The sequence below is a fragment of the Maribrevibacterium harenarium genome (assembly GCF_006385675.1).
In the GTDB taxonomy this organism is placed as follows: domain Bacteria; phylum Pseudomonadota; class Gammaproteobacteria; order Pseudomonadales; family Marinomonadaceae; genus Marinomonas; species Marinomonas harenarium.
The window spans coordinates 24,140-45,222 of record NZ_VFRR01000004.1 but is presented as its reverse complement, the minus strand read 5'-3'; the positions used below and the strand labels follow the sequence as shown (position 1 = coordinate 45,222).

General features: G+C 46.1%; 20 protein-coding genes and 1 riboswitch. Of the genes, 6 read left to right on the top strand and 14 right to left on the bottom strand.

Going from position 1 to position 21,083, the window contains the following annotated elements; all coding sequences use genetic code 11:
* From FJM67_RS03355 to hldE, 14 genes are all read right to left on the bottom strand, one after another.
* Nucleotides 1–1,563, bottom strand: a complete 1,563-nt coding sequence (locus tag FJM67_RS03355) for a methyl-accepting chemotaxis protein (protein ID WP_140587259.1) — start codon at nt 1,561–1,563, stop codon at nt 1–3.
* A 91-nt stretch (nt 1,564–1,654) separates the two neighbouring features.
* Nucleotides 1,655–3,031: a replicative DNA helicase gene (gene dnaB / locus FJM67_RS03350; RefSeq protein ID WP_140587258.1), complete on the bottom strand. Its 1,377-nt coding sequence runs from the start codon at nt 3,029–3,031 to the stop codon at nt 1,655–1,657.
* 141 nt (nt 3,032–3,172) lie between these two features.
* A complete protein-coding gene (rplI, locus tag FJM67_RS03345; RefSeq protein WP_140587257.1) occupies nt 3,173–3,619 on the bottom strand; it encodes a 50S ribosomal protein L9 in 447 nt (148 codons plus the stop codon).
* 32 nt (nt 3,620–3,651) lie between these two features.
* On the bottom strand, nt 3,652–4,500 hold the full coding sequence (locus FJM67_RS03340; RefSeq protein ID WP_140587256.1) for a hypothetical protein: 849 nt from the start codon (nt 4,498–4,500) through the stop codon (nt 3,652–3,654).
* Nucleotides 4,501–4,519: 19 nt separating this feature from the next.
* Complete coding sequence (gene rpsR / locus FJM67_RS03335) at nt 4,520–4,750, bottom strand: 30S ribosomal protein S18 (RefSeq protein ID WP_055461955.1); 231 nt, start codon at nt 4,748–4,750, stop codon at nt 4,520–4,522.
* A 21-nt stretch (nt 4,751–4,771) separates the two neighbouring features.
* The gene (gene rpsF / locus FJM67_RS03330; RefSeq protein WP_140587255.1) at nt 4,772–5,176 is read right to left on the bottom strand and encodes a 30S ribosomal protein S6; all 405 of its coding nucleotides are present in this window, start codon (nt 5,174–5,176) and stop codon (nt 4,772–4,774) included.
* Nucleotides 5,177–5,315: 139 nt separating this feature from the next.
* Nucleotides 5,316–6,191: a DMT family transporter gene (locus FJM67_RS03325; RefSeq protein WP_140587254.1), complete on the bottom strand. Its 876-nt coding sequence runs from the start codon at nt 6,189–6,191 to the stop codon at nt 5,316–5,318.
* A gap of 122 nt (nt 6,192–6,313) precedes the next feature.
* Nucleotides 6,314–6,937, bottom strand: a complete 624-nt coding sequence (locus FJM67_RS03320; RefSeq protein ID WP_140587253.1) for a thiamine ABC transporter ATP-binding protein — start codon at nt 6,935–6,937, stop codon at nt 6,314–6,316.
* Complete coding sequence (gene thiP / locus FJM67_RS03315; RefSeq protein ID WP_140587252.1) at nt 6,924–8,498, bottom strand: thiamine/thiamine pyrophosphate ABC transporter permease; 1,575 nt, start codon at nt 8,496–8,498, stop codon at nt 6,924–6,926. The genes FJM67_RS03320 and thiP overlap by 14 nt, the downstream gene beginning before the upstream one ends.
* A 16-nt stretch (nt 8,499–8,514) precedes the next feature.
* Nucleotides 8,515–9,507: a thiamine ABC transporter substrate binding subunit gene (thiB, locus tag FJM67_RS03310; protein ID WP_140587251.1), complete on the bottom strand. Its 993-nt coding sequence runs from the start codon at nt 9,505–9,507 to the stop codon at nt 8,515–8,517.
* Nucleotides 9,508–9,558: 51 nt separating this feature from the next.
* A riboswitch (TPP riboswitch) is annotated at nt 9,559–9,656 on the bottom strand.
* 11 nt (nt 9,657–9,667) lie between these two features.
* Nucleotides 9,668–10,762: a glycosyltransferase family 9 protein gene (locus tag FJM67_RS03305; RefSeq protein WP_140587250.1), complete on the bottom strand. Its 1,095-nt coding sequence runs from the start codon at nt 10,760–10,762 to the stop codon at nt 9,668–9,670.
* Between the two features lie 4 nt (nt 10,763–10,766).
* Nucleotides 10,767–11,990 carry a 3-deoxy-D-manno-octulosonic acid transferase gene (locus FJM67_RS03300; RefSeq protein WP_235889977.1) on the bottom strand — a complete coding sequence of 408 codons (1,224 nt, stop codon included), beginning with the start codon at nt 11,988–11,990 and terminating at the stop codon, nt 10,767–10,769.
* Nucleotide 11,991: 1 nt separating this feature from the next.
* On the bottom strand, nt 11,992–13,752 hold the full coding sequence (msbA, locus tag FJM67_RS03295; protein WP_328591921.1) for a lipid A export permease/ATP-binding protein MsbA: 1,761 nt from the start codon (nt 13,750–13,752) through the stop codon (nt 11,992–11,994).
* On the bottom strand, nt 13,742–15,172 hold the full coding sequence (gene hldE / locus FJM67_RS03290) for a bifunctional D-glycero-beta-D-manno-heptose-7-phosphate kinase/D-glycero-beta-D-manno-heptose 1-phosphate adenylyltransferase HldE (protein WP_140587248.1): 1,431 nt from the start codon (nt 15,170–15,172) through the stop codon (nt 13,742–13,744). The genes msbA and hldE overlap by 11 nt, the downstream gene beginning before the upstream one ends.
* A gap of 88 nt (nt 15,173–15,260) precedes the next feature.
* Between hldE and FJM67_RS03285 the strand changes: the two genes are divergently transcribed.
* Genes FJM67_RS03285 through FJM67_RS03260 form a run of 6 tightly spaced genes read left to right on the top strand, consistent with a single transcriptional unit; the run spans nt 15,261 to nt 21,055 of the window.
* On the top strand, nt 15,261–16,388 hold the full coding sequence (locus tag FJM67_RS03285) for an AGE family epimerase/isomerase (protein ID WP_140587247.1): 1,128 nt from the start codon (nt 15,261–15,263) through the stop codon (nt 16,386–16,388).
* Nucleotides 16,389–16,411: 23 nt separating this feature from the next.
* Nucleotides 16,412–17,359, top strand: a complete 948-nt coding sequence (gene rfaD / locus FJM67_RS03280; protein WP_140587246.1) for an ADP-glyceromanno-heptose 6-epimerase — start codon at nt 16,412–16,414, stop codon at nt 17,357–17,359.
* Entirely contained in the window at nt 17,352–18,350 is a 999-nt protein-coding gene (waaF, locus tag FJM67_RS03275; protein WP_140587245.1) for a lipopolysaccharide heptosyltransferase II, read from the top strand. Before rfaD ends, waaF begins: the two co-directional genes overlap by 8 nt.
* The gene (locus tag FJM67_RS03270) at nt 18,347–19,237 is read left to right on the top strand and encodes a glycosyltransferase family 9 protein (protein WP_140587244.1); all 891 of its coding nucleotides are present in this window, start codon (nt 18,347–18,349) and stop codon (nt 19,235–19,237) included. The genes waaF and FJM67_RS03270 overlap by 4 nt, the downstream gene beginning before the upstream one ends.
* Nucleotides 19,237–20,019, top strand: coding sequence for a glycosyltransferase family 2 protein (locus FJM67_RS03265; protein ID WP_140587243.1), 783 nt, complete (start codon nt 19,237–19,239; stop codon nt 20,017–20,019). The genes FJM67_RS03270 and FJM67_RS03265 overlap by 1 nt, the downstream gene beginning before the upstream one ends.
* Before the next feature lie 4 nt (nt 20,020–20,023).
* Nucleotides 20,024–21,055: a glycosyltransferase family 4 protein gene (locus FJM67_RS03260; protein ID WP_140587242.1), complete on the top strand. Its 1,032-nt coding sequence runs from the start codon at nt 20,024–20,026 to the stop codon at nt 21,053–21,055.
* The last annotated feature ends 28 nt before the right edge of the window (nt 21,056–21,083 follow it).

Below are 21,083 nucleotides of genomic sequence, written 5' to 3'. Positions count from 1 at the left end.
TTAGGCTTTCATTCGTTCAGCAAGATTACCTTGTTCGTAAGCTTCTTCTTCGATATGCGCGATACTGGTCACGATATGTTCCGCCCGTTCAATGCTGGCTAGACTCAGCTCATCCACCAGTTGCATCTGTTCATTCAAATCATTAGCTACCTTCGCCTGCTCTGTAGTGGCCTGATTTATTTGGCTCGTAAGTTCTGCAACATGGCGAATTGCCGCTTCAATCGCGGCCATATTCTCCGCAACCTTGGTTACTTTTTGCACCCCTTCATCAGCGACTTGGGCACCCTGTTCAATGGCGGCTAACACAGATGACGTATTTTGCTTCAAGGATTCCGTCGTCTCATTGATTTTTTGGGTAGCATCTTGGGTGCGGATTGCCAGAGCTCGAACCTCATCTGCAACCACCGCAAAACCACGTCCAGCCTCGCCGGCACGGGCTGATTCAATTGCTGCATTGAGTGCCAATAAGTTCGTTTGCTCTGCTATTCCACTAATTGAATCGACCAACTGGGTGATTTCATCGCTCTGCTTCGCCAGCACATCCACCACCATTTTTGCCGCATTAACTTCTTCATAAACCTTACGCATAGTCAAACCCGTACTTTCTGCAAGTGTTTGGCTAGCTTTGGTTTGTTGCTCTACTGACTCCGCGTCTTGGGCAGTAATGCTGATACTGGTAGATATTTGTTGCACACTCGCTTGTAACTGAGCGCTAGCGGATACCACCGACCGGAAAGTATCACGCTGCTGGTTGAAGTTCTCTAAGTTTACGGTCACATTATCTTTCGCTTGCAACGCTCTCGACTCCAATTTGTGAGAGCTAGCAGCCAGGCGATAACGAAAAGTATTGGCCGCGGCTTCTTTGTGAATTTGCGCAAAACGAATCGCCGCATGGGGGCCAATGGTTTTGCAGTATAAATATTGACCGATCGGGTTATGTGCCTCTACCGGCAATGCATTGAGAGTAGCTACCAAGGAATTCCGCTGGGTATGTGTCAAATAAATCCCCAACACCATGGTAACAACCGCAACTGTAGACCAGATGGATTGCGTCAAATAAATCCCAGCGCCACCCAAGGCTAAATAAAGCAGCCAATTAAGCCAAATCTGCTGTAGCACTAGGGAATGGAGTTGCGTCGTTCTTGGAATAGCAGACTTGCCGGAGTTAATACGATCGTACAATGCTTGTGCATGGACCTTTTCCGCTGGTGTCGCTTTACGGCGCACGGACTCATAGCCGATGATCTTACCATTATCAAACAAAGGGCTAACATGGGCACTTACCCAGTAGTGATCGCCATTGTGACAGCGATTCTTAACGATGCCCATCCAACTTCGGCCAGCTTTCAGGTTCTGCCACATGTCGGCAAACACCGCAGGAGGAACATCAGGGTGACGTATTAAGTTGTGGGGGGCGCCGATCAGATCTGATTCATCAAAACCCGCAACTTCACAGAACACTTCATTAACAAAAGTGATTCGCCCTTTTACATCCGTACTGGAAACCAACACATAATCTTCAGGAAAATCATTTTCCCGATTGGTTGCCGACATCTTGCGCATTGTCTTCTCTCGACTCAATAATTTTTTCTAATAGGCAAACTTTAAACCAATTTGTCCCAAATTGGCAAAGCACCCCAGAGTACTAACACGATTATTCATCAACAAAATCCCGGTAGGCATCGGGCGCCAAGTCTTCAAAACGGGTATATTTCCCGATAAAGGCCAAGCGACAGGTACCGATAGGACCGTTACGCTGCTTACCAATAATAATTTCCGCGATGCCCTTGTGAGGCGTATCTTCGTGGTACACCTCGTCGCGATATACAAACGAGATCACGTCCGCATCTTGCTCAATCGCACCAGATTCACGCAAATCAGAGTTGACCGGGCGCTTATTCGGACGATTCTCCAAACTCCGGTTCAACTGGGATAACGCGATCATCGGACAGTTCATTTCCTTGGCTATTGCTTTCAATGAGCGGGATATTTCCGAAATCTCATTGGTTCGTCCTTCGCTAAAACCGGGAATTTGCATCAACTGCAAATAGTCGACCATGACTAACGCCACGCCACCATGCTCTCGAGCAATACGTCGTACTCGCGAGCGCATTTCCGTAGGACTAATACCGCCGGTATCGTCTATGAATAACTTCCGATCTTTCAGCATTTTGACTGCCGACATCAACTTATCCCAATCTTCTTGGATAAGCTGACCGGAACGCATCCTCGTCTGATCAATTCGACCTAGGGAAGACAGCATACGCATCATCAACTGTTCAGCTGGCATTTCCAAACTGAATACGATGACTGGCAAATCGCTAATCATGGCGGCGTTTTCGACCAAGTTCATCGCAAACGTGGTCTTACCCATGGAAGGACGACCAGCCACAATAACGAGATCCGCTGGCTGTAGGCCGGAAGTCATGGCATCTAGATCGGTAAAACCGGTACTTAACCCGGTAATGGCACCTTCCTTGTGATACAGCTCATCAATTTTATCGACGGTGGCACTGAGGATGTCCGACACGATACGCGGACCACCTTTTTTATCCCCACCTTCGGCGATTTGGAAAATTTTCCGCTCAGCCTCATCTAGCACTTCTGCTGCCGATAGACCCTCTGGATGAAACGCCCTTTGCGTAATTTCGTTGGTGGTTGAGATCAAACGTCTTAGCAAAGAGCGCTCACGGACAATATCCGCATAGGAAGCAATGTTTGCCGCACTGGGAGTTGCTTCTGACACTTCGATCAGATAAGCCACACCACCAATATTGTCTAGTTCCCCACGTTTATCTAAGCGCTCACTGATCGTCACCACATCAATCGGCTCTGATTCATCCGCCAATCGAGCAACAACAGCAAAAATCAACTTATGCTCGGGACGATAAAAATCATCGGCAACAACAATCTCCGATACTTTATCCCAGGCCTGAGGGTCCAGCATTAGACCGCCAATTACGGAGCGTTCAGCTTCTATGGAATAAGGAGGGAGTTTTAAGTTTGAGACTTCTTTATCTTCAACTTGCACGGGATTCTTCCTAGTTCGGACAGTATGACGGTGGAGGCGTTAGCTTAGCATACTCATTTAAGCCAGATAGATGCCCAAAAACGCAAAAGGCAGGTATCCGCGAGGAAACCTGCCTTTTTGACCATCTAAGTCGTTGTGCGATTAGGCAGCAACAACCTCAACAGTAACAACAGCAGTAACTTCTGGGTGAAGCTGAATGTCTACTTCGAATGCGCCAGTATTACGTAGCGCTCCTTCTGGAAGACGAACTTCAGATTTCTCAACTTCAACACCGGCAGCAGTGATCGCATCAGCGATGTCACGAGTACCGATAGAACCAAATAGCTTACCTTCATCACCTGCGTTTGCAGAGATAGTCACTACTTTGCCTTCCAAAGACTGTGCACGTGTTTCTGCAGCTGCTTTACGCTCTGCAGCTTGAGCTTCAAGCTCCGCACGACGTTCTTCGAAAGAAGCAAGGTTAGCTTTAGTAGCCATTACCGCTTTTTTGTTTGGAATCAAAAAGTTGCGAGCAAAACCTGGTTTAACAGCAACAACGTCACCGATACCGCCTAGTTTACCAACTTTGTCGAGTAGAATAACTTCCATCTCGATCACCTCTAATTAAATAATCTAGCTTTTTAATTGGACTCGTTCTTCTGCAGGCGCGCTCGGATATCTACAAAACTGTCAATCATCGCTAGAGCGATAAGTAAGTTTGTGAAAATCACTCCGAACACCATACCTAGCAGGTAAAAACCAACCAGCCCAATCATCCCAAAATTTGTTTTCGCCAAAATACCATGTACTACTGCAAGACCTGCTACCACTAAAGCCGGTGCACTAGCTCGGGCCAATATTTCTAACGACCCGGTAGTTGATTCACCAACAATGACCATAGCTCCTAACACAAGCGCCATAACAGTAGGTAAGCGCAAAGTAAGGAACTCTTGCCGAAGGCCGCCAGGATTAAACAACTTGGCCTGCCAACGTCGTGATAACAATAACGCCGCTACGGCAATGTAGGCTTGTAATACGGACACCGCGATGACAGCTTGAGTTATGATCACCTCTTTCGAGGGCATCGCCTCAACACCGTTAGCATCCAACACGCGCAAAACTAACTGCGCGATCATATCCAGTAAATCAGCCATAAGCCAAGGCTGGATAAGCGACAAACCACATGCTAGCAAAGCAGCGGAAAACAACACCCAAGCCCACGAGATCTTTTGGCGTAGCACCTGAGCGAGTATTGCAATATTAATCAGCACAATTAAGGCTGTAGCATCACCTTGGGCGACCCAGAGCACGAATGCTGGCAAAGCCCCCCAAGCGAGTACCGGTATTCCCGCTTGTATACCCTTACGCAGCACAACCAAACCAAGCACAGCTGCAGCTAACCAAAACATCAAAGGTATTAGACTAAAACCCGCAACAGCGATGATCGCATTGCGACGATTTTGTATTACCCAGTTAGCTAATCCGCTCATTGGTGTGCGTCAATCACTCTTAGTTGAAGTGACCGTCAGTGTAAGGCAACAAAGCGATGTAGCGAGCGCGTTTGATCGCAGTCGCTAGCTGACGCTGGTAACGCGCACGTGTGCCAGTGATACGGCTAGGTACGATTTTACCAGTTTCAGTGATGTAACCTTTTAGGGTATCTAGATCTTTGTAATCGATCTCTTTGACGCCTTCTGCGCTGAAACGACAGAATTTACGACGACGGAAAAAACGAGCCATGAATATCTCCTAATCTACCAATTAATCTTCAGAATTGTCTTCAGCAGACTCTTCTACTCTCTCATTGCGCTCTTCACGCTGAGGAGCAGAGCGACGCTCTTCACGGCTTTCAGCCGCTTTGATTGGAGAAACTTCAGTAACTGCTTCTTTACGGCGAATAACTAGGTTACGGATGATGGCATCGTTGTAACGGAAGGTATCGCTTAGCTCAGCCATAACGCCTTCAGAAGCTTCGATGTTCATAAGAACATAGTGAGCTTTGTGAATTTTGTTGATTGGGTAAGCTAGTTGGCGACGGCCCCAGTCTTCTAAACGGTGCACTTTACCACCATCTTCAGTGATTAGGTTGGTGTAACGCTCAACCATTGCTGGAACTTGTTCGCTTTGATCTGGGTGTACCAGAAACACGATTTCATAATGACGCATTATTGCTCCTTATGGGTTCTTAGTCTCCGCGCTTTCCCCGCATAAGCTGTGAGACAAGGAGTATTCAAATACGGGGACGCGCATTATATACCAAGCTTTCCCATTAACCTAGCCCAGACAATCATTATCTTATCTAATTCTAGCCAGAAGTTGGCGTACGATTGCGAGCCAAACGAGCACTCAACAGCACACTCGCAAAAATCAACCCCGTTCCAGTAATTGCTAACCAATCCGGCACGTGCCCCCAGATCATCCATCCCCAAAACCCACTAAAAACGATTCCAACATAACTTACCGGCGATACCACAGAGGCGGGTGCATAGGTGTATGCCAAGGTATAGAGATACATTCCGATATACAGTGTTGCGCCAACTAACAACACCCACCCCCAGGTGCTTGCTGGTAGCGACAATGTCTCACCTTGAACTAGAGACAGCACTGCCGATAGGAGCGCAGAAATGGCAAAATAAATGAGCATGGTCTCTTGACCCGACACATGATTACTCAGCATCCGTGTCGTCACCATAGAGAACGCCAAACCAACTGCCGACAAAAGCCCGACTAGATGCCAAGGATTGAAATGATCCGGCGTTGGCTGAATGACTAACCCAACACCGACAAACCCCACAAACAGAGGTATCCAACGGGCTTTAGGGATCATGGTTCGATGCATAATAAGCACCACGAATGGCACACATAACGGAGCACAAGCGCGCAATAACGAAGCCTCGACCAGGGGAATGTGATTCAAAGCCCAGTAATAGAATAGAAAACCTAAAAAGCCACCTAAGCTGCGTAAAAAATGTATTTTCACCACTGCCAACGTGCGTCTTTCCCACTTCCCCCACATCTGAGGCAACAGCACCAAGCAACAAAATAAACTTTGCCAAAAAACCAACACCGGAACCGCCAGCTCTGTTTGCACTTGCTTAGCCCCGACTGCGGTAACAGACATCACCAGTGCATAAGAAAGGGTGGCATAAATCCCTTTTTTTACTAAGTAAACATCACTCAATCTAGATAACCCTATTGCATGAAACTTGGATTCGGCAATGATGCCGCCAAAGCATGCCGGTGAACATAGCAAAAAGGTCTATTTCAAAGGACTTTTACGCACTTGAAGACAAGCAAAGCGCATTATTCACAAATGCGACCAGCATTAACATTTACCACCCTCGCTTCCAGCTGTTGAGCTTCATAAGGTTGATGGGTCACCATCAAGGTTGTCCAGTCATTCGCTAGCGTTAGCTCCTGAATCAGCCGCAACATGGCCTCACGCAGATCAGGGTCCAATGCACTAAAGGGCTCGTCCAATAATAGAATTGGGGCATTACGCACCAACGTACGAGCAATGGCGACCCGCTGCGCCTGCCCCCCAGACAGCGTATGGGGCAACTTATCTTTGAATCCTTCAAGACCAACTTGAGCTAACGAAAACAACACTTTCTGATGCTGCTCGGAGTCGAGTTTACGATTTGGCGCAACGCCAATTGCCACGTTGTCCCAGACAGTCAACTGTGGAAACAAGTTGTCACTTTGGAACAAGGTAGTCATAGGACGCTCATAGGGAGCTAGATGTTCCAGTTGCGCACCGTTATAAGTTACCTTACCCTCGCCGCGCAGGTACCCCCCCAATAGAGCGAGCAAAGTACTCTTACCGCCACCACTTGCCCCTACAATACAGTGCATACCGGTAGAAAAACTAACTTGATAATCGGCAACGAAATCACGCCACTGGTATTTCATATCAATTTGTAACATCGCGCCCTCCTACGCAGCGGGTAATAAGAAAAAACAATGCTACACAAAGCAATACCAATACCACAGCAACACTACTGCCCTGCTCGACGCGATAGCTACCGATTAAGCGGTATAAGTAGAGTGGCAAGGTCTCTAAGCCTTGGGAACCAAACAAGGCTACCACACCAAGATCCCCTAAACTTAGCAACACCGCATAGGCCAATCCTTGAGCTAGCGCTTTTCTAATAGCTGACCATTCAAGCTTAAAACGAATCCAACCCAAAATGGCGTATTGCTCATAAAGATGACCATAACGCTGTTGCTGCTGGAGCATGGCAGGCGCTATCGCTCTCACCACAAACGGCAACGCCATCACAGCATTCACCCAAACCACCACCCAGTAGGCATTATTTATCCCACCTCCGGTATGACGCAGCAACAAAAACAGTCCAGTAGCCAACACCAAGCCCGGTAACATCAGCACTAGGTTTGCCGACTGTTCCAAATAGCGCATTACACGGGAACAGCCCAAATACAAGAAACCTCTCGCCAAACTCACCAAACTGAGAGCCATCATCAATGAAAGCAAACCGGAGGGTATTGCTACCTGCAACGATACCAAGGTGGCCTGCCAGAGACCCGGACTTGCTAGTGCAACCAGAAATTCAGCACTCCAAATCGGCGTTAACACCGCCACAAATGGTGGCACTATCCAGACAGCTGCAAGCATTAAGCTACCCAAATCCACGACAAAGTCACGTTTTCTCCGGCGTAGTTGAGGCGCACCACGATACAAACTGGCATCCTGTTGTAAAGGTTGGATATAGCGAAATACAAATCCCCCTAGGGCTAGGCAGATAGACACCTGCAACAAGGCCAAGAAACTGGCTTTACTAAGGTCAAATTCAAAACGCAAAGCTTGGTAAATAGCAACTTCTAAGGTGCTACTTTTTGGCCCCCCACCGAGACTAAGCACCACAGCAAAGCTTGAGAAACACAGCAAAAACACCAGCAAAAACGTACCCGGCAAAGAGCGGCGCAAATAAGGCCACTCTATCACTCGAAACGCTTGCCATCGATTCAAACCAAGCTGGGTTGCAAGGCGCCATTGACCATCGGGAATCAGGCCATACACCTGAAGCCCCAACCGTACTACCAAAGGCAGATTGAAAAACACATGGGCCAATAAAATTCCACCAAGCCCATAAAGCGGAAAATGAAAACCAAATAGACTGGTAAACCAGCCTTGGCGTCCATAGACGATTACTATCCCAAGAATCGCCACTATGGTTGGAACAACAATGGACACAGCGAACAGGTTGAGCAACCAGCGCCGCCCCAAGAATTGATTATGATATAGGGCGGAGATGACCGGAATGGCGAGCACAATACTCAGCAAGGCACTCAGTAACGCCTGGGTAAAAGAAAACTGAATTAAACGCCACAGATAGGATTGAGTTAAGGAAAGCCCCCAATCGGAAGGAGTAGCCTGTAACAACAAGGCAACCAGTGCTGCAAACACGCCACCTAAATAAATCAAAGCGCCCAACCAAGTGGGCGCTTGCCAAAGGAAATGCTTCATTCAGTTAAGGGAATAACTAGCGTGTTGTCGCATCCAGCCACTCACTAATCCATTGCTTACGTTTTGCTGCTACTTCAGTTGCTGGCAGAGTCAACACCTTGGTAGGCTGGGGCTGGGAAGTAAATGCCTCTGGCAAAGGATCAATATTTTCCGTGACCGGATACATCCAGTTGCCGGTAGCTACCGTGTTTTGGAAGCCAGGCTGTAAAATAAACTCCATAAACTCTTCTGCTAAAGCCTTGTTTGGCGCGTTCTTTAACATGGCCGCCACCTCGATTTGAGGGTAAAAACCTTCGCTTGCCTCAGCCGCACGGTACTTGGTTTCGCCTTCCGCAACGATATGGTAAGCAGGAGATGTGGTGTAACTCAGTACCACGTCAGACTCACCCTTCAAGAACAAGCTGTAACCGTCGTACCAGCCTTTGGTAACGGTCACCGTATGAGAAGCAAGTTGCTCCCACGCTTGAGCAGCCTCATCACCGTATACAGACTTCATCCACAACAACAAACCTAGGCCAGGAGTACTCGTACGAGGGTCTTGATAAATAACGCGCAAATCCTGATTTTCGACGATTTCTTTTAGCGACGTAGGTGGGGTTTTCAGCTTCTCGGAATCATAAATAAAAGCGAAGTAACCTTGATCAAATGGCACGAAGTACTCATCACTCCAGCCACCTGGGGTAGTAACGCCGGAGGTGTTAACTGAATGCTTAGCTAATAGCCCAGTCTCTTTTGCTGCTTCCATCACATTCAGATCAAGACCCAGTAAAACATCCGCCTCCGAGCTTGAGCCCTCTAACTGCACACGGGACAAAATACCAACAGAGGAATCTAGAGCAACGAAATTTAATTCACAGTCACATTGCGCCTCAAAATTTTCCTTAATTTTTGGACCGGGGCCCCATTCGGAAGCAAATGAATCATAGGTGTAAACATTTAACGTATTTGCTAACAACAGACTAGATGTGGACAGTGCGATAGCACCAGCAAACAGGGATTTAAAGGACATTAGTCGCTCCGTAAAAAATAAGAGCGGCGTAAAACTGGATGGGCAGACCATGATGTACTGCTATCTCAATTCCTACGCCAGCATGATCTGGTTCAGGTTCGATGGGTTGGCAAATTGCCTCTCAGCCGGTGGCACCCCATGAGACAGGCGTTAGTGTAACTTATTTTTCCGTTTGGACGCTATGGGCTAGCGCTGTTTCGACAGCAACCATTACTTCATCTACTTGTGGATGAACCAAGCTAATATCTTGTTCACCTTGAGGCACAAATTTGTTCGATAACGAGGTACGCAATACCGCGATTACCGGAACATCAAACGCTGCCGCCAAGTGCATAGGCCCCGAGTCCGGCGTAATCAAACAAGACATTTTCGACATCAACCCTGCAAATTCCCGCAACGGACGCGGTCGGATTACGACACCATTTACGCCAACAAATGCTTCTAATCGGTCGGCATACTGAGATTCTTCCGGCCCAACAAATATCGCAAATGGAATACCTTTGTTGGCCAACGCCACAGTGACGGATTCCCAATATTCAATCGGACTACGTTTATCCAAGTGCCCGCCAACGAACAGACCTACAATTTGTTCTACTTCCCGACTAGGAAAGCTATCTGAAATGGCTTGCTGCGCATGCTGTCTCTCTTCATCGGAGAGTATCAAGCTAGGGCGTCGACGCGCTTCCTTAGCGTATAAAGCAGCAAAGGGCACTGCCATATCGTAAACATGCTGGGTTTTCATTGGTGCTGTCACATCGTAAACCTGCTGGCCACGCACACAATCACCAATGGTATAACGCCCCTTTGCCAAGCGCGTAAATAGCAAAGAAGTTACCGAACCCGCCGTAGCATCTACAATCAAATCGTACCGGGCTTTACGCGCTTGGCGAATCATTGCCAACAACGCCCAAGGACGATAGATAAACGCTCGAGACATACAATAAAGAGTGCGAATTGGAAAATTGGCATAAATCGCCTTGGTGGTATCTGTCCCTACAAAATCAATTGCCGCCCCAGGGTACTGGCTATGGAAAAACTCAATTACAGGCGTACAGATCAGGGCATTTCCAATACGGTAGTTGGGACGAATAATCAGTATCTGCTCTACATCTTTCATATCTTGAACGGATACAACAGCAGCACCGTGATTAGACTTAACTAAAACACCAAGCAATTTGCTTTTTAACCAACGCTCGATTTTTTGGGCACGTTTTTTTAGAAAGGTATTTCTGCGAATTTTCGTCAGAATAGACATATTACTATTTCACCATGGATTCAATCGACTGCAATACACGCCCTAAGGCCCCCTGATGGGTGCGCACATATTCTTGAGCAATCTGTCCTTGCTTATTAGCCTTTGCCGTATTTGTCAGCAACACCAACAACTTTTCTTCGAGCTCTTTAGTAGATTCCACCACGGCAACACCGTCGAGGGCACTAAGTTCGCGATACACCAGCTCAAAATTGAACGTATGTGTACCACTGACTACCGCTTTCCCTAATGCGGCAGGTTCCAAGGGGTTATGCCCGCCGCGCTCAATAAGACTGCCCCCCATAAATACCACTTGAGCCATGCTACAATAATGCAGCAGCTCCCCCATGCTATCACCAATGACTACTTGCGCCTGCGACCATTGGTCTGCAGTATTTTGGGAACGCGTCATAACATAGTCAAAATCCTGACGTGCCAGTGCTTCCACTTTACGAAACCGTTCTGGATGTCTCGGCACCAAAATAAGCACAAGCTCAGGCAAGCTTCGACGTAGCTGTTGATGTACTTGGAGAATCCGTTCCTCTTCACCTTCATGAGTACTGACAGCAGCCCAAGCTTTCAAGCCAGATAAGGAAAACTTTGGTTTTTCTATCGCATCTGCCACATTAACATCGAACTTAATATTGCCAGCTACTTCCACACTAGGGGAACCCAACGCAGCAATTCGTTTCGCGTCGACACGAGTACATGCCAACACCCGCGTAAACGAGGCGAACACGCTACGACTGAGACGAGGCCATTTTTGGTAGCGCCGAAATGAGCGCTCGCTCATACGCGCATTAATAACCACTTTGGGGGAGTTTGAAAAATAAGCGAGTAAAACTGGCCAAAACTCCATTTCAAAGAGCACCAAAATATCGAAATGAAGCTTACGACTCCAAAGCGAAATAAATAAAGGGTGATCGATCGGAAGATAACAGTGCTCCACACGACCATGGAATAATCTTTGTAACTGCTGTGCTCCTGTGGGGGTATAAGTCGTTACAAACACCTTATAACCCTCGCCTAGCCAAGCGTCTAGCAGCGGTTTAGCTGCCAAAACTTCACCGACGGACGCGCAATGGAGCCAGCGTTGATAAGTCCCTTTAGGCCCACGTAAACCAAGTACATCACGCAAGCGATACACACTAGGAAAACGCCACTTAAAGCGCAGGCAGATAAAACCATAGACAGGCAGCAATAAAGTACTCAGTAAACTCAAACCAAGCATATTACTCACTAAGACTATGCTGCTGCTGATATAGGTTGGCGTAGAAACCGTTTTTCGCTAGTAATTCACCATGACTTCCCACTTCTACGATACGCCCCTGATGCACTACAGCAATCACGTCAGCATTTTCTATGGTCGATAAGCGATGAGCGATAGCGATTGTGGTTTTATTAGACAACAAGGTATCGATAGCTTCTTGTATTTGCTTTTCCGATTCCGTATCGAGGGCTGAAGTGGCTTCATCTAAAATCAAAATAGGACTATCTTTCAAAATTGCCCTAGCGATGGATAAACGCTGACGCTGCCCTCCTGACAATAACACGCCGTTTTCGCCAACCTGTGTATTTAGCCCATCCGGTAACGCTTCGATAAATCCCCAAGCATTGGCCATCTTTGCTGCAGCGATCACTTGCTCGTCGGAAGCAGCAGCTAACTCACCATAGGCGATGTTGTCGCGCACCGAGCCATTAAACAATACGATATTCTGATTGACGATGGCGATATGCTGACGTAACTCCGATAGGGAAAAGTCAGTATGCGGCTTACCATCAATAAGGATACGGCCCGCTTGAATATCGTAAAAGCGCGGCAATAAACTAACCAAACTGGATTTCCCGCCGCCAGATTCCCCTACTAAGGCGAGCATCTGTCCCGGCTTTATTGCCAAAGACACGTCCTGCAAGGCTGGCTTATCTGCCCCAGGATAAGTAAAACTCACCCTCTCGAACTCAATTCCACCAGAAACAGTCACATTTATTTTTTCAGTTTTCTCAACTTCATTTGGTGTATCAAGCAGGGTAAAAATACTATGCGCTGCCGCCACTCCCTTTTGCAGTACGCTGTTCACTTCGGTCAACATGCGTACGGGTTTGCTTAACATACCTGCCGCCCCGATAAAGGCCACGAAATCGCCCGCCCCCATTGCTGCAGAGATGGCTGGATCCAAGGCCAACCAAACCAACAATGACAAGGCCGCTGCAATAAACATTTGAATGAGTGGAATAGAAATTACCCGCGTCACTTCCATTTTCATGGTAGAAACCGCATTGTAGGCAGTCATTTTTTCAAAGCGATCCTGCTCATAAGCTTGACCACCATAAATTTTAACCACTTCATGACCGCGAATTGCTTCCGAGGCAACATCTGTCACCCCACCCATGGCGTTTTGTATCCGTGAACTGAGTTTACGAAAACGTTTGGTGGTATAAGCCACCACTAGGCCAACAAACGGCAGAATCACAAAAAATAGTAGCGACAGACGCCAATTGGTGTAAAGCAAGAACCCCACCAAACCGACGACAGTCAACCCCTCTCGAACTATCACCCGCAAGGCATTGGTAATAGCACCAATGACTTGCTCAGTATCATAGGTGAGCTTAGACATCAGCCGGCCAGACGCATTGTGGTAGTAAAACTCCGCCGGCAGCACCAGTAACTTGGCAAACATATCATTACGTAGCCGCTGCACGACGGATGTAGACACCTTCGCCATAAAATACGAGCCAAAGAAGGTACCTACACCGCGAAATAGGAATATCCCCATAATCATCAATGGAATCATATGACGATCTTCCGCGGCTTGGCCGCTAGCCACCACATCGACAATGTGCTTTAGCAACGCCGCCATTGCCGGCTCCATAGCGGCGAAGATAATGAAGCCAAATATACCTAAAGCAAAGTACAGCTTAACGGCTTTAAGATAACTCAAGAGACGTTTGTAGTCGGCCACTGCAGACCGAGTTGAAGCAGTTTTATTCGCCACTGATTTTTTCCACGATTTTGGTGGTGGAATAACCATCAACAAAGGTCAGAACTTTTACTTCACCGCCATTTTCAATGACATGATCCGCCCCAACGATGGTATCAATCGAGTAATCCCCGCCTTTTACCAACACATCCGGTGTCAGCTGCTGAATCAGTTCTAACGGTGTGTCTTCGTCAAACCAAGTTACCCAATCGATAGCGCCCAGCCCTTCCAACACTGCCATTCGATGTTTCAGATCATTAATGGGACGTGTTGGCCCTTTCAAGCGCTGCACCGAAGCGTCGGTATTCACCGCAACAATCAATTTGTCGCCTAGTGCTTTCGCCTGCTTCATGTAGGCTACATGGCCTGGATGGAGAATATCAAAACAGCCATTGGTAAATACCACCTTCTCCCCATTAGCTTGAGCCAAACGAATTTGCTCTTTCACTTGCTCTGGGGAAAGCACACCAAAATTACTCGAGTGAGTGCGCGCAAACATAATCGCATCTAGAGTTTGCGCAGTAATAGAAGCGGTCCCTAACTTACCGACAACATAGCCCGCCGCTTGGTTGGCGTAATCCACCGCATCGGTGAAACGTTTGGATGTACAGTATACTGCCGCTAGCACAGCAACCACAGTATCTCCGGCTCCCGTCACGTCGAACACTTCTTTGGCAGCCGTGGCCAAACGGAAGGGGGCTTTACCCTCTTCAAATAGCACCAGCCCATCCTCTCCTCGCGTAACCAGCAGCGCTTGCCAGCCAAATTGAGCACGTAAGGCTTCTGCACGCGCTTGAATTTCTGCGAGGTTGGCGCATTTACCAACGATGGTCTCAAATTCCAGCAAATTTGGCTTAACTAAGGTTGCACCACGATAAATCGAAAAATCATTCCCTTTCGGATCAACAAAACTCGGGACACCGGCGTTGTTGGCTAGCGCAATTAATTCAGCCACGCCTGTAAGACAGCCTTTGGCATAATCCGAGAATATCACCGCGCTCATTGCTGGTAGTAACTGCGCCACTTTTTCGGCAACGGCTGCCGTTTCCACTTGGGTATGTGTATTTTCTTCAAAATCTAACCGAATCAGCTGCTGATGACGGCTAATGACACGCAATTTAGTAATAGTCGGTAAACTAGGAGCCACTACAAACTCACAGTTCACCCCTTCCTTAACTAACGCAGCCTCCAAGGATTGCGCATTGTCATCCGCACCCACTACCCCCACTAGAGTGACAGGTACTCCTAGCTTCGCCAAACCTAACGCGACGTTGGCTGCACCGCCAGGCCGGTCTTCAATCTCGGATACTTTGACGACTTGAACGGGAGCCTCTGGAGAAATGCGGGACGTACCGCCATGCCAGTAACGATCAAGCATTACGTCACCAACAACAAGAATGTGTTTTCCGGAAAAATTTAGGTGTGAGGAGGTCATACTCTTAATTCGTCGATTTTTGTTGGCAAGCATTTTATCATAGGCGCTTAACTAAAGGGAAAATTTGCTAACCATACGAGTGCCTCCAATGCCCCGTCTAGATACTGTTCTTGATCAATGTAAGAAACACATTATCGATACCACTCTCCCAAACTGGATGAAATACGGACAGTTGGGGCTTGGCGGTTGCCGCGAAAGTTTGAATCAAGACTGGTCACCCAACCCTGTTGGTCGCATTCGTTTGCTGTCCCAATGCCGTCAACTATATACCTGGTGCCATGCGGCACTAGATCATGAACTAACCTACTCCACTCCTGACGCCAACAGATTATTTGACTTTATCGTGTCGCACTACTATCGCGATGGACGCTGGCTATTCTCATTAGACGACGCACTGCGACCGCATCAAACTCATACGGATGCTTATGCACTGGCCTTCATACTGCTCTCTTTTAGCTACTATTTCCGTTTGACAGGTAACGATCAAGCATTAACCCTGATCGAATCCACCCATCAGTTTCTGCAAACCGAAATGGTTCACCCGAACGGGGGATATCATGAAGTCTTCCCCTATGACGATGATCTCGTACGCCGCCAGAACCCTCATATGCATTTGCTCGAAGGCTACGTGGCAGCCTTTAAGGCAACCGGTGTTGATGGCTATAAACAAGCAGCCTTAGATATCGTCTCCTTAGCACAAACACACTTTTTTGACGCCAAAGATGGCACATTGAGGGAGTTTTTCAACCCCAAATGGCAACCGGATTCGACGCAGGGGAACTGGATAGAACCTGGACACCACTTCGAATGGGCATGGTTGCTACATCAGACATTTAAAATTAGTAACAACCAAGCAGACCAAAAACTGGCTCAACAACTTTGGCAAACCGGCATTAAATACGGACTAGACCCTTTAGGTGGGGTTTACAATGCTTTTGACAGCGGCACCGGCACTCCGCTTGATCGGGAAAAGCGAGTCTGGCCAATTACTGAGTACTTGAAGGCTTGCTGCGTGATTGACATGCCAGAAGTGGAACGTGAAGAACGACTCACAGCAGCACTCTCATTCTTGCTAGAACACTATTTAATCGACAATGGTCGCTGGCACGAATATCTAGATCAAAATAATCAGCCAAAAGAGTACCCATTGGCCGCAACAACCAGTTATCACCTTTTTCTTGGATTACATGAAGTGCTAAACTGGCGGGCAAATTGAGTTTACTAAGTAGGAACCTATCTATGTATATTGTCACAGGTGGTGCTGGTTTTATCGGCAGCAATATTGTTAAGGCACTAAATGATCGGGGCATTACCGACATTCTCGTGGTAGACGACTTAACTGACGGCAAAAAATGCTTAAACCTTTCTGATTTAAACATCGCCGACTACATGGACATGTACGATTTCCTTGAGGTAATAAAAGCAGACGCTCTTAACACCGACGTAAAAGCTATGTTCCACGAGGGAGCTTGTTCAGCGACTACGGAGTGGAATGGTAAGTACGTTATGGATGTTAACTACCAATACTCCAAAGCAATGTTGAAATGGTGTATGGATCACAGGATACCCTTTTCCTACGCTTCCTCTGCTTCCGTCTACGGTGCGGGCCCAATTTTCAAAGAACAACGTGATCACGAAAAGCCACTCAACATGTATGCTTTTTCGAAGTTTCAGTTTGATCAGTACGTGCGTCAAATTCTACCAAAAGCGGACTCGCAAATTGCAGGCTTCCGTTACTTCAATGTATATGGTCCACGTGAAAACCACAAAGGCAGTATGGCCAGCGTTGCTTTCCATTTACGTAATCAGGTACTGGCTGGAGAGAATCCAAAATTATTCGGTGCCTATGACGGCTACGAAGCCGGTGGCCAAAGTCGCGACTTTATCTACGTTGAAGATTTAGTCAATACCAAACTGTGGTTTTTAGACAACCCAGATAAATCTGGCATCTATAACCTTGGCACGGGTAACGCCGAGCCATTCCGCACCATTGCAGAAACCGTAATCGATCACTATGGTAAAGGGGAAATTGAGTACATTCCTTTCCCTGAACACCTTAAAGGCGCTTATCAAAGCTTCACCCAAGCAGATATATCAAAACTGCGAGATGCGGGCTATCAAGGCTCTTTCCGGGGCTTGGCGCAAGGCGTAAAAGACTACATGATGTGGCTAGACCAGCGTGGCTAAATACCTAATCGTTGGACCATCTTGGGTGGGCGATATGGTGATGGCGCAGAGCCTGTTTAAGACGATTCGCCAACGTGATGATCAAGCTGTCATCGACGTGATCGGCCCAGCTTGGTCAAGCCCAATTTTGGCACGCATGGCAGAAGTCCGTAATGCCATTACCTTACCAACCAGCCACGGGGAATGGGGAATTGCGACGCGACGTAAACTTGGCCATGCATTGCGATCAGAATCCTATGATAAAGCCATTGTCCTGCCCCGGTCTTGGAAATCTGCTCTCGTTCCATTTTTTGCCAATATTCCTCAGCGAATCGGCTTTCATGGTGAGCAGCGTTACCTGATTCTCAGTCAGCGTCGCAAGTTAGACAAAAAAGTCCTCGACCAAACAGTGAAACGCTTCGTCTCCCTAGGCCTACCTGAAGAGCAAGCCTATCCACCGCAACAAGTCCCGCAACCGGAGCTTCAGGTGGATAAAGAGAACCAAGCAAGACTCTTTCAAGACCTCAACCTTGATAAACAGCGTCCTGCTGCAGCGCTGATGGCAGGCGCGGAATATGGTCCAGCTAAACAATGGCCCCTTGAACACTTTCATACACTGGCAAAAAGCTTGATTGAACAAGGCTACCAGATATGGGCACTGGGAGGCCCAAAAGACTCGAAAGATGGGGACATAATTGTCAAAGAGTTGGGGCAGTTTGCTTATAATCTTTGTGGCAAAACTCAACTAGTCGATGCCATCGACTTGCTTGCAGCAGCCAAACTTGCCGTGAGCAACGACTCAGGTTTAATGCACGTTGCCGCTGCTGTTGGAACGCGGGTACATGGCATCTACGGTTCAACTAGCGAGCTTTACACCCCCCCTTTGACCGATAATGCTGTTATACACAACCTCAAGCTCGACTGTTCCCCTTGTTTTAAACGGGAGTGCCCGTTGGGGCATACGGATTGTTTGAAAAAGCTTACGCCAGATATATTGTTGGGGAAAATGTGAGTATCGTACTATTACGTAGCCGCCCATTTTTTGGCGCACAAATGACCTGTATACCTGCGACATATGCAGCTAGCCTAATATCAGGAAAATGTAAAGTATATACCAAACATAAAGTCGGCTACATCTATGAGCAACTGCCTTGGGTAGAAGAGACAGTAGAAAAAACCAGCTTTTTAACGGAACTTAAAGGTTTAGATTTTCACTCTCATATCTTAAATCTGAGACCTACAAAAAGGCTTGAAGCAAAATTGCTAGCTTTTTTAACTTCAAGTGAATTGATGTCAGTACCAAAAGATGTAGACACCTCAATCTATCGTGCTTTGTGGCACGTCTTACCTATTGCAGAAACAGTAAATATATCACCATTAGATCTATTGAAGCTACCCTATATTGAGTTAGCTAGGCTTAGTAACCTAGATTTTCAAAACGATACTTTTAACGTTTCTATTTTACCGGGAGCTGGAGGTGGAGATTTCAAAAAATGGGGTGTAATAAATTTCATAAATTTCTGCAAGAGATTAGAAAACACACTAAACAAAAAGTTTTTTCAATTTCACTGGATACTAGGTCCAGACGAAAAGAAGGAAATGGATGAAATAATTAAGGCATTACACCCTAACTTTATAATCCACTCTAACAAAAACTTATCTGACATATCAGCAATAATAAACAAAAGCGACTTAGTAATTTCCAATGATTGCGGCCCATCACACATAGCTCAGTGCCTACAAAAAAACATGGTAATCATTTATGATAAAAAGAAACCAGAATGGTTTTTAAGCAGAAAGAATGCCGTGGCAATTTACCCAAAAAATAATGAAAGTATACAAGAAATTTCTGTGGAAAATGTTATCCTTTCTGCAATCTCAATATTGGAAGATAATTAATGATTTCAGGAAACATTATTACATTAAATGAAGAGCACAACATTAGCGGGTGCATCAAAAGCCTTAAGCAAGTGTGTGATGAAATAATCGTAGTAGATTCAGGTTCTAGTGACAAAACAGTTGAAATTGCAACATCCCTCGGCGCCAAAGTAATCCATCAACCTTACCTAGGAGATGGGATACAAAAAAATGTTGCTTTAGCCCATGTTAGTAATGTGTGGGTACTTAGTATTGACGCTGATGAGCGCGTTACTGATGAAATGGCAGAGACTATTCTGAAACTTAAACTCTCCGAAACAGAATACGATGCCTTTTCTTTCCGACGCAGAAACATGATTGGGCAACGCTGGATTAAACACTGCGGCTGGTATCCTGATCGCTGCGTTAGGCTATACAATATAAACTCTGCTCGGTTTTCCGATGTAAAGCAACATGCTTCTGTAAAGGCCAATAACATCAAAGCACTTAATAGTGACATCATCCATTATTCGTTTAGAAACATTGGCGAGCTTTTTGCTAAACCTGGGCGCAACTTTAGTTCTCGAGCTGCAAAGATAATGTACCACAAAGGTAAAAGAGCCCACTCTCTATCCCCTTTTCTTCATGGTCTGAATGCATTTTTAAGAAAATACATTATAAAACGCGGCTTCTTAGGTGGAGTGGATGGCTTTACTGTTTCACTTAGCTCGGCAGTAAACAGTTACCTAAAGTACGCAAAGTTACTCGAATATCAACGTGATCCTTCCGTCACTCAACAAGATGACTTCAAAAATATTTGGTAAAAAAATGCATATCACACATGTAAATTTAGCAAAAGGATTTCGTGGCGGAGAACGTCAAACAGCCATTTTAATTACCGAGCTAAGCAAAAATAAAGACATTTCACAACAATTAGTATGTAGAAAAGATTCTCCACTTAGAGATCATCTCTCGAAGGTTCAAAACTTAAAATTTATCGACGCAAACCATCAATTATGTGGGCACTTTTCTGTCAAAAAAACTGACATCATTCACGCTCATGAAGCAAAAGCTGTTCATTGGGCATTTTTACAGCATCTCTTAAAAAAAACACCCTACATTCTTACTAGAAGAGTCGATACACCAATAAAGAAAAAATTGCTTAACAAGCTAACCTACTCGAATGCATCACGTAGAATTGCTATATCGCGATTAATAAAAGAAATCATCAATGAAAAAGGGTGGGGGGATGCAGATCTTATCTTTAGCACTAAAGGTGATTTAGCTTATGACGACGATTCCAGCAAACTAATAAGAATGCAATTCAAAAACAAGAAACTAGTTGGCCATATTGGCGCATTAGTTGATAGACACAAAGGACAGAAGCTAATCATAGAATCAGCCCATAAGTTAGAGAAAACTCACCCACACTTACACTTCTTATGCCTAGGAGAAGGAAGAGATCAGACGGAGTTGATGAAGCTTAGCCAACAATTAAACAATATCAGTTGGCTTGGCTTTAAAGATAATATTGGCGACTACATAAATGCATTTGATTACTTCATTTTTCCATCTAGAAACGAAGGGCTTGGATCTACACTACTCGATGTAATAGATGCCGGAGTACCCATTATTGCTTCTGATGCCGGCGGCATTCCAGATATAATTAATGGTACTACAGGCATATCAATTCCATCAAATGATCCACAAGCCCTCACAGAAGCTATCATAAAACTGGATTCAGATACAAAACTACAGCAAGAATTAGTTTCAAACGCTAAAAAGCATTTATTTGAATTCTCACCACAATACTGTGCTCAAAAATATTTAGAGATATATAATATTACTCGGAAAAATTGATTTCTCTAAAAATAGAGAAGTGTTACCT

Excerpts from the sequence above, each read along its gene's own strand:
- FJM67_RS03355 (WP_140587259.1), bottom strand. The coding sequence starts at position 1,563 with ATGCGCAAGATGTCGGCAACCAATCGGGAAAATGATTTTCCTGAAGAT.
- rplI (WP_140587257.1), bottom strand. The coding sequence starts at position 3,619 with ATGGAAGTTATTCTACTCGACAAAGTTGGTAAACTAGGCGGTATCGGT.
- FJM67_RS03340 (WP_140587256.1), bottom strand. The coding sequence starts at position 4,500 with ATGAGCGGATTAGCTAACTGGGTAATACAAAATCGTCGCAATGCGATC.
- rpsR (WP_055461955.1), bottom strand. The coding sequence starts at position 4,750 with ATGGCTCGTTTTTTCCGTCGTCGTAAATTCTGTCGTTTCAGCGCAGAA.
- rpsF (WP_140587255.1), bottom strand. The coding sequence starts at position 5,176 with ATGCGTCATTATGAAATCGTGTTTCTGGTACACCCAGATCAAAGCGAA.
- FJM67_RS03320 (WP_140587253.1), bottom strand. The coding sequence starts at position 6,937 with ATGTTACAAATTGATATGAAATACCAGTGGCGTGATTTCGTTGCCGAT.
- thiP (WP_140587252.1), bottom strand. The coding sequence starts at position 8,498 with ATGAAGCATTTCCTTTGGCAAGCGCCCACTTGGTTGGGCGCTTTGATT.
- thiB (WP_140587251.1), bottom strand. The coding sequence starts at position 9,507 with ATGTCCTTTAAATCCCTGTTTGCTGGTGCTATCGCACTGTCCACATCT.
- FJM67_RS03305 (WP_140587250.1), bottom strand. The coding sequence starts at position 10,762 with ATGTCTATTCTGACGAAAATTCGCAGAAATACCTTTCTAAAAAAACGT.
- FJM67_RS03300 (WP_235889977.1), bottom strand. The coding sequence starts at position 11,990 with ATGCTTGGTTTGAGTTTACTGAGTACTTTATTGCTGCCTGTCTATGGT.
- hldE (WP_140587248.1), bottom strand. The coding sequence starts at position 15,172 with ATGACCTCCTCACACCTAAATTTTTCCGGAAAACACATTCTTGTTGTT.
- FJM67_RS03285 (WP_140587247.1), top strand. The coding sequence starts at position 15,261 with ATGCCCCGTCTAGATACTGTTCTTGATCAATGTAAGAAACACATTATC.
- rfaD (WP_140587246.1), top strand. The coding sequence starts at position 16,412 with ATGTATATTGTCACAGGTGGTGCTGGTTTTATCGGCAGCAATATTGTT.
- FJM67_RS03265 (WP_140587243.1), top strand. The coding sequence starts at position 19,237 with ATGATTTCAGGAAACATTATTACATTAAATGAAGAGCACAACATTAGC.
- FJM67_RS03260 (WP_140587242.1), top strand. The coding sequence starts at position 20,024 with ATGCATATCACACATGTAAATTTAGCAAAAGGATTTCGTGGCGGAGAA.